This is a genomic window from Novipirellula sp., assembly GCF_041583735.1.
GTDB lineage: Bacteria > Planctomycetota > Planctomycetia > Pirellulales > Pirellulaceae > Novipirellula.
The window spans coordinates 1-12,535 of record NZ_JBFHFD010000225.1; the positions used below are offsets into that span (position 1 = coordinate 1).

General features: G+C 55.2%; 8 protein-coding genes. 5 read left to right on the top strand and 3 right to left on the bottom strand.

Going from position 1 to position 12,535, the window contains the following annotated elements; translation table 11 throughout:
* A partial coding sequence (locus ABX962_RS17340) for a hypothetical protein (protein ID WP_372721296.1) occupies positions 1–237 on the top strand: 237 nt, incomplete at its 5' end.
* Between the two features lie 116 nt (positions 238–353).
* Here the strand turns inward: ABX962_RS17340 and ABX962_RS17345 are convergent.
* Both ABX962_RS17345 and ABX962_RS17350 read right to left on the bottom strand, forming a co-directional pair.
* Complete coding sequence (locus ABX962_RS17345; protein ID WP_372721297.1) at positions 354–1,589, bottom strand: prenyltransferase/squalene oxidase repeat-containing protein; 1,236 nt, start codon at positions 1,587–1,589, stop codon at positions 354–356.
* Positions 1,586–2,848, bottom strand: a complete 1,263-nt coding sequence (locus ABX962_RS17350; RefSeq protein WP_372721298.1) for an HlyD family efflux transporter periplasmic adaptor subunit — start codon at positions 2,846–2,848, stop codon at positions 1,586–1,588. Before ABX962_RS17350 ends, ABX962_RS17345 begins: the two co-directional genes overlap by 4 nt.
* Positions 2,849–3,295: 447 nt before the next feature.
* Here ABX962_RS17350 and ABX962_RS17355 point away from each other — a divergent pair, with 447 nt between their 5' ends.
* The 4 genes from ABX962_RS17355 (at position 3,296) to ABX962_RS17370 (ending at position 11,523) form a co-directional block, all read left to right on the top strand.
* On the top strand, positions 3,296–8,707 hold the full coding sequence (locus tag ABX962_RS17355; protein WP_372721299.1) for an SUMF1/EgtB/PvdO family nonheme iron enzyme: 5,412 nt from the start codon (positions 3,296–3,298) through the stop codon (positions 8,705–8,707).
* 129 nt (positions 8,708–8,836) lie between these two features.
* Positions 8,837–9,538: a hypothetical protein gene (locus tag ABX962_RS17360; RefSeq protein ID WP_372721300.1), complete on the top strand. Its 702-nt coding sequence runs from the start codon at positions 8,837–8,839 to the stop codon at positions 9,536–9,538.
* Positions 9,535–10,905, top strand: a complete 1,371-nt coding sequence (locus ABX962_RS17365; protein WP_372721301.1) for a glycosyltransferase — start codon at positions 9,535–9,537, stop codon at positions 10,903–10,905. The genes ABX962_RS17360 and ABX962_RS17365 overlap by 4 nt, the downstream gene beginning before the upstream one ends.
* A 27-nt stretch (positions 10,906–10,932) precedes the next feature.
* Positions 10,933–11,523, top strand: a complete 591-nt coding sequence (locus tag ABX962_RS17370) for a glycosyltransferase family 25 protein (RefSeq protein WP_372721302.1) — start codon at positions 10,933–10,935, stop codon at positions 11,521–11,523.
* Here the strand turns inward: ABX962_RS17370 and ABX962_RS17375 are convergent.
* Positions 11,513–12,535, bottom strand: a 1,023-nt coding sequence (locus ABX962_RS17375; RefSeq protein WP_372721303.1) for a Na+:solute symporter, incomplete at its 5' end; no start/stop codon positions are given. The two genes, ABX962_RS17370 and ABX962_RS17375, sit on opposite strands and share 11 nt — an antisense overlap.

Sequence of the window (12,535 nt, forward strand, 5' to 3'; positions counted from 1 at the left end):
ATCCACATGGATCCGTGGTGGAATCCGGCGGTCGAAGACCAAGCTACCGACCGAGCCCATCGTTACGGCCAAGACAAACCGGTGATGGTTTACCGTATCATCGCCAAGGGAACGATCGAGGAAGAGATTCTGGCACTCCATGAATCCAAACGTGATCTGGTCGCCGGTGTGATGGAAGGAACCGAGGCCGCCGCGAAGCTGTCCAATGACGACCTGATCCGCATGATTCGCAGCTAGGTGGCGATCGCTAACTGCCGTAGCGAAACTCGCCAAGAGTTTCGGCACCCCGGCAATCCGAAAGTCTTGGCGACTTTTGCTACGTTTGAATCAGAAACTTATAGATCGACAAATCCTTACTCTGCAGGCAAGCATCGCTGCAGCGTCATCGTCGCCATCGCGGTGCCGTAGGGACGGTGGTAATCGTACAGCGGATAGTCCCACCAGCATCCGTTCTTTTCTTGCAGTGGGACAATCAGATCCGCCAGCATTGCTTGATACGGAGCACGCTCTGCAACCGGTAACTGCTCTACACACATGGCCGCATAGTAGTGGCCAAAGTAATAAAAATAGCCTGCGACCTGGAACCACGATTCGTGTGGAATCGGTCGTTTGCGCCCAATATCCAACCATCCATTTCGCTCGTAGAGCCGATACAACCAATGTTTCAGCACGTTGTCCGTCACCGTCGGGTCACCCCATTGGCGTAACGCGAGATTGCAGCATTGTGAACGGCCTAGCGAGCCACCAGGACGATTGATTTCGCGCATCGGCCGGTCTTTTAAGTACTCGCCATACAAATAGGTGAAGTCAGGTTTTTGTTGCCGTTTGATTGCGGCCACGGCGCGGTCGACCACGTTTTGCGGCGGATCGATCCCGATCGATTTTGCCTGGTGCATCGCAACCAATGCAGCCCCACCGACGAAGCTGATCGAGCTGGATGTTGGACGTTTGGCCTGGTAACGAAAATCATAGTAGCCCCAACCGCCGTCGACCGACTCGTATCGCCGCAGCATGTCATATTGCTGCTCGATCAAGGTTCGAATTTCAGCTAACTTCTGCGTATCGCTCTTGTGCCGTTTGTGCAGATGGACCAGGGCTTCGATCGAATACAGATGCCCCCACACGTTGTAGATGGCGGTGCCATCGGCGCGACGCAGTCTTGGCAAATACTCGAGTAACCATGCCTCCCCTTTTTCAATCGCGGACTGCGCCGCGTCGTCGCTGTTAGCAGCACACTCGATTAGTGCCGACAAACACAACGAAGTGGTCGCGGTGCGAAACGCATGGTGGGCGCCAGGCACGGGGGCATAAATGTTCAAATCTTTGGTGTTCGTTGGCGATCCCCACGACCCATTCGGGTTTTGATCCGCCACCAAGAAATCGACACCTTTTCGAATCGATTGCTCGATCGTTTCGGCACTTGGCGCGTCAAACTCGGGCAGCGACGGAGGCTTGCTGAAGTCGAGCTTTTGCAACCGAGTCGGCGGCGGGTCGACCAGCGCCGCCTCTTCCGCAACGACTGCCCCACTCATCGTCACCGCCATGGCGACGAACGCCACCGCGTGCAACCAATCTCTTGCCCCGCTCATTCCTTGTCCGCCTTTTCAAACTCGATGCTACAGGTCATCCCAGGCACGAGTTCCGCGTTTTTGAGTTTACCTTTGATCACCACGGTGCACTCGATTTTGTTCGCGGCATAAGGCACTTTGGCAATCGATTGAAGGGTAACGGGGATTTTCAGCTCGGGAAACGCTTTCGGAATCGCCGTCCCTTTCATACCCACGTCAACTTTGGCTCGTTGATCCTCGCTGATGTCAGCGGTGATTCGCAGTCGCTCGGGCTGCACAATCGTCGCCACGACTTGTCTTGCCGTGACTTTGGACTTTACGTCCAAGGTGCTAGCCTTGTCACCGAGTTTGCCACGCGTCAGTTGGCCATGGTAAACCAGCCCATCGATTGGCGAGTTGAGGACAAGCCCACGGCGTTCAGTTTGCAAGGTTTTGAAGTCGGCTTGCTTCTTTTCGAGTTCTGTTTTTTGTCGACGACGCTCGATGTCACGCTTAAGACGTGCAACCTTCAAATCTTGGACGGTTTTGGCAAACGCCAACTCGGCTCGAGCGAGTGTCGCTTCCTGTTTTTCTTGCTGACTAGGAATCGTTTGCTCGAGCGTCCGTTGGGTACGTGTCTTGGTCAATTCCAGGTTGTACTTCGCTTGCTCGACCGCGCGGCGAGCACGTTTGAGTACGATTTCTTCGGACTCTTCGGTCAAGTCGTCCTCTTCGTACATTTTCTCGAGTTGGTTCAGCTCCTCTTCCGCGTACTCGAGCGATTCTTCGGAGCGTTTCAGTTGGACCTCGGCTGCCTTAATTTGCTGCTCACGGTCCACGTCGACAAAGTTGTCATAGGCTTGCCGTGCCTCTTTGCGTGTTAACTCAGCGGCACTACGATCAAGTTCCTGTTGTTCGCGAAATTGCTCATAACTAGATTCGGCCTCTTCAAACGCCAGCTTGGCGAGTGCTAAATCGAATTCTGCTTTGCTGATTTTTTCATCGATTTCTTTGGTCTCGAAACCGACGACTGCGGCCCCTTTCTTGACGCGGACTCCGTGCGGTAAGATTCGCTTGATCACATAGGAATCAATCTGCTCGGTGTTGGCCGTGATCTCGTGACTCGATAGCGATTCAAAGACGCCATCGAACTTGACGACCTCGTTTTCCTGTTCTTTTTCCTGCTCGGATTCTTTGGACGTTTTTTTCTCAGCCTTGTCGGCCTCGTCCGCCAACGTTGGCAACACGGTCAAAAGCGAAAGCGCCATCACAGCGAGACAGTGGAAAGGATCGGTGCGCATCAAGAATTCTCGAGGGTGGAGGGCAATGGAGCGGTTTGCCCTATCTTGATTGACACCGCGGCCGATGTCCACCTAAACGCGTCGGTTCACCCCACGAAACGCAGATGGCATCATCCTGCACTCATGCGATCCTGCACTCATGCGGAGCAATGCGGTGCCCATCCCCAATCAACGCGCCCCAATCAACGCGCCCCGTATGACCGATCGAAGCATGTATGGGGAAATTCCCCAGCATTCTTCCTTGAGATTTGTCCCCAAGGTGGCTGTACCGCCCGTCTCGAAACAAAACAATTTTTGCTACAATCGCAGCGGGGCACGTAATCAATAACTCGGTGGCGAGGACTCGACCGGAAAAAACGTCGGAAGATCAAGTCGCTGATCGCAAGCAACACGATCCTCGGGTTGTGACGATTGTTTGCATTGGCGAGTTTCTCTGGAAGCAAATACGTGGATCCCAAGAAAACGAAAAATAGCGAATCGCTCACCTTCGAATTTTTGGGAACCGAGCCAGGTCCACCGATCGAGGAAGTGCCTGAGCAGATCGAAGAATTTGTGATCCGAGAAGTGCTGGGTCGAGGCGGATTTGGAACTGTATTTCTTGCCTATGACACGACGCTGCAGCGTGACGTGGCACTCAAAATCCCCCACCATTCACTGGTCTCGAAAACCGCGACGGTCAATCTGTATCTACGCGAAGCCCGCGCGATCGCCAGCTTAGACCATCCCAATATCATTCCGGTCTATCGCGCGGCAACCGCAGCGAAAATTGCCTGCTACATCGTAACCAAGCGAATTCGCGGATGCGATTTGTCGCAATGGGCAACCCGTCAACATCCCAGCTACGAAGCAATTGCAAACTTGCTCGCTCAGGTTGGCGACGCGATTGCGTTTGCGCATCAACACGGCGTCGTGCATCGCGACATCAAACCCAGCAATATTTTGATTGATGAACAAGGGCGTCCCTACGTTGCTGACTTTGGACTGGCATTACGAGATGTCGATCCGCGTGGCGGCCCGGCCTACGTAGGAACTCCTGCCTACATGAGCCCCGAACAAGCACGCGGCGAGGGACACCGTGTCGATGGCCGATCGGATCTGTATTCGATCGGCGTCGTGATGTACGAATTGCTCACCGGTCAACGACCGTTTCAATCCACGGTCGCCGATGGGTTGTATGACGAGATTTTGTATAGCGAACCGATACATCCGCGGCAAATCGACGCCAACATTCCCAGCGAACTATCTCGAATCTGTCTAAAGGGATTATCCAAATCAATCAGCGAGCGTTACCCAACGGGCGAAGCGTTTGCTAACGATCTTAGACAATGGCTTGCCCAGCGAGGGTCGATGGACACCACACGCATGGAAACGCCTCACCGCACGTTGGTGCAGGGCATTCCGGCAATCGGAACCGCTCTGGCAAGCCCCATTACGCCGCCGTTGCCACGAGTGGTTCCGAAGGGATTGAGACCGTTTGATACTCGCGATGCCGATTTCTTTTTGCAACTATTGCCAGGCCCACGTGATCGTGAAGGCGTTCCGGAAATCGTCCGTTTCTGGCTCTCCAAATTTGAAACGCATTCCGATGCGGACCCTGTTTCGGTCGGTGTGATTTACGGCCCGAGCGGTTGCGGAAAAACGTCGCTCGTTCGCGCCGGCATCGTCCCACGATTGCGTGACGATGTCATTTCGATTTATGTCCAAGCGACGGCCGAGGACACCGAACGCACCCTGCACGACCAAATCGTTTCGAGATTGTCGCTGATTCGCGATCCGGGCAATGACCCGCACCAGGATATCGTCGAGTCATTTGCGATGATTCGGCGTCTTCAGCGTCGCCGTGTCGTGATCTTTATTGACCAATTCGAGCAATGGTTGTTCGCCAACCCCGATGGTTCTCGCGCCGCATTGGTCCAGGCGTTGCGGCAATGTGATGGTGAATATTTGCAATGCGTCCTGATGGTCCGCGACGATTTTTGGATGGGCGTCACTCGGTTGATGCAAGCCCTTGACTATACGATTGCCGAAAACGTCAACGCGACTGCCGTGGACCTGTTCGACGAGCCGCATGCACGAAACGTGTTGGCATTGTTCGGTGCCGCTTATAACAAACTGCCGGAAAAACGCGAGCAATTATCGCCAAGCCAAAATCAGTTTTTGGACCAGGCGGTTCAGTACCTGGCCGCCGGCGGACGTGTTATCTGTGTGCAATTGGCCTTGCTGACCGAAATGTTAAAGAACCGATCTTGGGATCACGCCGAAGGGCTATTTGACGACGGCGGTGCAGGGCTTGGGATGCGTTTTCTAGACGAAACGTTTGATAGCGAGCTGGCTCGACGACGAACTCGAATTCATGCCGAGGGGGCCCATCGCGTGCTGCGTGCCCTGCTGCCCGAAGCCACCTCACGAATCAAAGGCTCGGTTCGCAGCAGAGAAGAACTTGCCCACGCGGCATCCTATCGCGAAAAAAGTTCATTACGAGAACTGCTGGCGATCTTGGACCGCGAAATGCATCTGATCACCCCCACTGATCGCTTGGCAACGGCCGGGCTAAGCAGCGACCTGCAAAGCGAGACCGACTCCGGTGGTGCGAGCGACAGTGAGGATACCGCAGGCCCCGGCAATTCCGAAAACAGGCCCGGCGGGTACCAATTGACGCATGACTTTCTGATCGCACCGATCCGGCAATGGATCGAGTACCGAAACCGTTCGACGAAAAAGGGCAAAGCCCGTTTGCGATTGGAAGAATTTTCGGATCTGTATCGGGTTCGTCCGTTACCACAATCGCTGCCGACGCTTGGCGAATATTTGATGATTCGCCGATACACCGACTGGCAACGCTGCAATGCCCCGCAGCAGAAAATGATGAAGGCGGCAAAAAAGCGGCACCTGAGCAACGTGGCACTCTGGTCGCTTGCAGTCATGACGCTGTTGTCGATCCTATTCTCGGGGTACCGATGGCTGCATCATCGCAACGAAGTCAACGCCAGCCGTATGGCGATGGAGCGGTTGCTGGACGCAAAAATGAACGATGCCGTTTTATTGGCGACCTCGCTGCACGATTCAAATTTCGCGACCGAGGATGCCGCTCGCATCATTAATGACGAACAGACGTTGATACCGGATCGAGTCCGCGCGGCACTCGTGCTCGCCGATTCCAATCCCAAGGCCGCCGATCTGCTCGCCAACTATGTGCTCGAGGCCCCAGTGGACGAGGTGGTCACGATCGCCAAAAACTATGTTCACGCAACCAGTATCGGCAAAAGATCGTTTGCCAATATATGGTCCACGCAACTCGCGTCGAGAGACAAATTGATTCGCGCCGCATGTATGCTGGCCAATGATCCGTCGCGAAGAGATCAATTGCGAAACAAAGTCAATTTGACTCGATTGATGAAGCTTTTGTTGAACGAGAATCCGCTGTGGATCCAGCACTGGGGCGACGCCTTCAAACCGATTGGCCAAGACTTGGTGCCGTTATTGGATTCGCACCTGGATGACAAAACGCGGGAACATGAATCGGTTAACGCGGCGAATTTGTTGGTGGCGTTTGCCGCAGACGACTTGCCCAGGCTGGTCGCTCATTTGCCCTACGCGTTTCCTTCCGAAGTGGTCGCCTACACCGATGCAATCGCAAAATACGGCAGCAAAGGGCTTCTAGCTGTCGAGGCACGGTGGCGAACCGAAGTGGCCGAACAGTCTCCTTCGATTGACGTCACTCAACCCTGGGGGTCACCGTGGTGGTGCGTTGGCAAACGCGATGCGGTCTCAGGACTTGCCCCCCGAGAACTGAGCCAAGCCTTGAACGAGCGACTTCGTCGGTGCGAAGCGGCAATCGGATCGCACGCGATCGTATTGCACAAAGTTGCCGAGACCGATGTTCAGCTCCTGATCGAGGAACTTGCCGAGATGAATTACCGGATCACGGAATTGGTACCCTATTCGATCGGTTCGCAGCGTTTCTGGGCAATGTTGACGTTGCGTGATGGTGCCAAGTCTCGCTACTGCGTCGACGTTTCCGCTGATGAGCTTCGTGAACAGAATAACGCTCACCGAGCCGAGCGTTACTTTCCCGACACGCTGCACGCTTATCGCCAAGGCGACGCTGAAAAATATAGCTGTGTTTGGATAAGTGTCCCCGACGATTCGGGATTGTTGGACGCCGATCTGTACGTTGACGTTCACCAGGACATCCATGGCGATGACGGCTGGAGACCGCTGGTCGAGCGGGGGATTAAGATGCCACGCACCAATCTAACGTTTCAAAAATCCGACGGTGAAGATTACTTTGCCTCCATTCGCTGGAAAGTAGACACACCGCTCGAATTTCGCGAAGCTTGGCGTCAAGCTCGCAAATGGCATGACAACCTAAACCACTACGGCCGCGCCAATACGCTAGTGTCGCAACAATTTGACAACCGATTGTTTAGCGATTCCCAGCGAGACATCACCGCGGTGTGGTGGTCCGAATTACCGGTCGAAGTGCACACCATTTCCTCGCAACCCAGACGCGAACATCTGCAGCAAACACGTACAGCGATGGACAAAGGCTACTATCCCGTCTGTCTCGCAATCGCCTCGACGGCCGACGAAGCAACCCCGCGTTTTGGATCGTTGTGGTGGCGTCCGCAAACTGCGTTTTCCGAGAAAGTCGACAAGTGCAACCGACTGCGGAATCTGTTGGCTGCGATGTTTAAATTAGGCGATCGGCAACGGATGGCTGCCGCGATGCAGGCCGATTTTTCCGAGGCGACTCGGGGAGCGGTGATCGAATCGTTCGCCGCGTTTGAATTGTCTGCGGATTGGCTGATCGACCATCTCGAGAACATTGACCAAGACGTCATGCTGCGTCGCAGTTGTGCGATGGCATTGACCATCTATCCCACCGATGCCATTTCCGAATCGCGTCGGGATGACGTGATCGCCCAACTTTCGCATTGGTATGCGGAAAGCTCGGATCCAGGCCTGCGTTCGGCACTCCAGGCGATTTCAACCGCTTGGGGTGTCCCGCTGGACTCTCCGCCCCCCATCGATTCCACGGCCGAATTCCGCACCTTGGCTGGGGACCGGATGGTCGTGATCCAACCCGATGATCTCATTTGGGCCGGATCGCTAGCGACCGAACCAGGACGTGATGGCAGCAAAGAAGCGCAAACCCCTTTTCAACTTGATCGCCGCTACGCCATCGCCACCTGTGAAGTGACCACGGCGCAGTTTCGCCAATTTCGCCCCGAGCATACGTTTGCGTCTCGCTATACTCCGAGCGATGACTGTCCGGTGATCGGAATCAATTGGTTCGACGCGGCAAAATATTGCCGTTGGCTCAGTGAACAGGAAGCGATCCCCAAGTCGCAAATGTGTTACCCGCCGATCGATGAGATTAAGCCTGGAATGCATCTTCCCCCCGACTATCACAAGCGGATTGGTTACCGGTTGCCCACCGAAATCGAATGGGAATTTGCCTGTCGTGGCGGGTCAAGTCGCGGGCGTTGGTTCGGCTTCGATTCTCGACGCTTGCGATGGCATGCATGGACCGCTGAAAATTCGGATTTTAAAATGCATTCGGTCGCTCGTTTACTACCCAACGATTACGGGCTCTTCGATATGCTTGGCAATGCGATGGAGTGGTGCCATGCAGCGTATGAGCCTTACCCAGCGTTTGCGAGTGCTCCTGTGCCCGATCCCGCGATATCACTGACGATGATTGACAAAGAAACTCGGATGGCGACTCGCGGCGGTGCGATTCTGTATCAACCCCTTGATGCACGCGCGGCACAGCGGAATTGGCACTCCGCCTATCTCAACCGCGTCTACCTGTCGTTCCGAATTGCTAAAACGGTGCCACGCGAAGACCGCTGAATTTGGTTGGTGAAAAATCCATAGAATTTGCGAGCGATTCGAACGCAAAGCAAACCACTTGACCAAACCGGGGAATACAATGGCTCGACACGAGGGGCAAAATTGACATCATGACCATCCTCCCTTTTGATGACGAGCCAAGCTATGGATCGAGAACGCTATAGACAATTGCTGTTGGCCGGTACCGTCACGTTCCCGGCAACCTTGCCTCGCGTGGCAGAGTTGACGTTGCAGTCAATCGAGCAACTGCCTGTAACTGATCCCAACGGAATGAAACCTGGCGACGAATGGGTGATCGCCACCGAGCGTCCATCCCCACGCGTCACCATCGTCCGCAGCGTTCTGGCGACAGAGGTACGTGCCGTTTTTTTACCGAAAGACCCGGCAATTTTTGATTGGAATCAAGGAACATGGCTGCTTGAAACCGAAGTCCTTCCAGGATTGCGAATGCAGCTCAATGACACCCGTCGCGTGTACGGCATCCTGTACGTGCCCGAGTTCAGCCCGACCTTGCTGGAAGTGCACACCGGGATGACCGCCGCCGAGAGTGCTCAGTATTATCCGCCGCTTCCTTGCGACCGATCGCGAGACCATTACCAAGCGGGGGCCACGAAGCAAGGCAATTTGGCGGCTCAGACTCGAGCGAGTGCGTCCGGGCTGTTTGCAACACGACAAGAACATGAAACGCCCTGCGATTCCGATATTCGTTCGGTGCAAGGGCTTGGATTCGAGGAGCTTTACGATCCACATCTAGGCGACCCCACGTCGGTACGTTCGCAATCGCAATGCGACGATGGTTTTCTGGACCGCGTGGATGGATCGCAACCGTGACAAACCGGGGTTTTACCCTGCCTAGCGTCGATGTGTTGATACTGTGTCGGCCCCACAGCAAACCGCGACCCGGTGTGCTCGCAGCAATCCACCACCAACGCGATGTCAACCTCCGCTTGCATGTCGGCACGGGGTGGCCGCACAGCGACGATCGCAATCGGTGGCAAACCATCGCCCGTGCGCGTAATCTGATCAAACAGCGTGCCACCGCCGATTGGGTGATGTTCGTTGACGACGACGTGCTGCTCGATCCGCAGTGCATCGCCACACTTGTTCATCGACTTGAATGCTCCCCCACGCTGGGCGCAGTGGCCGCAGACTATGACCTTGAAAATCAAACCAGCGCCCATGCCGGCCATGTTGGAATGGGCGCCTGCTTGTTTCGTGGCGAGGTGCTCAAGACGGTTCAGTTTCGCTCCACCACGACCCAATGTGAATGTGCATGCTGCTGCGAAGATTTGCGGCAACAAGGCATCGGCATTACTTATTGTGGGATCGCAACAGCGACTCACCTGAGCCAAACGAACCGCGTCGCGACTGCGGTGAAGCGACCGACCATCCTTCCGTCGCCGCCCGTCTTTTCGCCCTACGTGCTAGCCGCGTTTGACCGTCGCGATCTTCAGCGATTTGAGCACCAGTTTGTGCGTTCCTTGCGAACCTGGGGAAACACATGTCCCGTGATCGCGGTCACTTACGGATTGTATCCGTCTGAAATTCGACGTCTTACGCAGTTATCCGATGTCCATGTCGTGGCTCGCCCCAGCAACGGCACCATGGTTCCGGTACGGCGACTTCACGAATTTGCCGAGATTACGCAGCGATTGCCGGCCGAGGCGGCCGTCGCTTACTGGGATGTCTCGGACGTCGTGTTTCAAACGCGACTCGATTCGCTTTGGCATTCTGTCGTGATGCGGCCCGATGTGGTCCACGCGGTGGTCGAACCTAAGGGTTACCCTCACAACGCCGTAATTCCCGCCTGGTCGTTATCGATCCACGATCCTTGGCACCGAAGCCATGCTTTTGAACTGTTGAAACGCAATCCGTTTTTAAACAGCGGATTTGCCGCGGGGACCGCCGCAACGCTGCATCGCTATTTTTCCGCAGCCCATCAAATGCGGAAGGGCCCCGAGCTTGCGGGAACCACTGACTGGGGCGACCAAATGGGATTAAATCTCTACTGTCACCAACAACCGCATCGTTGGTACGCCGCAGACGAAGGCTGGAATTATTGCGTCCATGATCGCCGTGTCGGTGAAGTCACCGTGTCGCCCGAGGGCTTGGTCATCAGCCGCCGCATCGGCAAGATTCCCGTGGTACATGGCAATGCCCGATCGCTGCGTCAGTTTGCGATTTTGGTTGATCATTAAAAAAGGCAATCCTTCATGCATCTATTCATGATTTCGTTGCCCGATGATCCGCATCGTCGTCAATCAGGCTTAAGCAAAATCCAACCTCTGAATTTGCCGTACGAGGTGGTCGACGGCGTCGAAGCGGCCAAATGGCGAACGGATCAGTTGCCGGTGTCTGCCAAAACGCGACAAGAGATGCGAGTTGGCGAGATTGGTTGTTATTTAGCACATCTGCGCGCCCTACGGCGGGTGGTCGATTATCGACTGCCTTGGGCATGCATCCTGGAAGACGATTTTTGTTTCGAGCCCGATCCCGACTTTGGACTGGTCGAGATCAGCGACGCACTCCCTCGTGAATTTGACTACATCCACCTGCAACGCAACATTGGTCAAAACGGCAAGTTTCGGGTCGTGCAAACGCACGGCCCGTTTCATCGTGTTTGCGAAACGCCGCTGGGCACGGTGGGCTATCTGATCTCGTATCGTTTAGCAAACTACATCCTCAACACACACGCTCGATGCGAAACGCCAATTGATCATCTGTATGCCAAACTGTCGCATCAGGGGTTATTCTATGCGCCCGTCAAACCACTTGTTGGCGTGCAGCTTGGGCTCGATTCCGCGATCAACCCTTGACTTCGTCTGTCTCGGCCGTTTCGGTAGTCCCCAACATCCAGCCGACTGCGAAACCAAACGCACTGCAAATCGTCCCCGCCAATTCGTGAGGAATCGGCATTCCGTACGCTTCCAACCACGGTTCAAAAAACACCTCCCATCCCAACAACATGTGCAGCGACCACACCGTGATTCCGAACAACATCGCAAGCTTGGCGGCAAGCGATGGGATATTCTCGAATCTCAATCCAATCAAAAACGGCACCACTAAACTGACAAGTGCCATCGAGTAGGACCCTTGAACCAATTCGTAAGCGCCCTCTCCACGATAGGCCAACCATGCCGAGGCAGCCGTTACCAATACAATTGCCCCACGCTGCAATCGCAGCAATCCTTTTTCGCTCGGGGGCGTCGAACGCGTCCGCCGCCATAACGGCTCGACCAAGTTGTGCGCCATCACCGCCGACGGTGCCATCACGGCACTGACAATCGTCGAAAGCACTGCGGACACAATCGCGAGAAAGAAGACAAGCAGCAACACCGGATTGAGCAACTTGCTGGCGACCAGGATCACCACGCCATCGAGTTCGCCTTCGGTACGAGGTAACAACAAGTGGGCAGCCATTCCCGTGCCCACCGGCAAGACGCCCATCAGCAAATAGCCCGCTGCAGCCCACAAACATGCTCGCGAGGCCACTTGGTCGCTCTTGGCCGAAAAAATTCGCTGCATCAAATCTTGCATCGGCAAATTCCCCAGCGCCCCGATCGCCAATGCGCTGATCGCGACCATCGTGTCACGCCAAAAGGTCGGCGGGTCGGCAATCCGCCAGCGTGATTCGTCAATTTCGGTTTGCATCACCGATACTCCTTCGATGATCGATCCGTCACCCAGGTGAACCAGGATCGCGTGTCCGAGTAACAGCAGACCGAGCAAGATGAACGACATCTGAATCGCGTCGGTCCACGTGATCGTCCACATCCCGCCGAGCAGCGTGTAGCCCGTTCCGATCGTCGCCACCGCCACGATACCCCA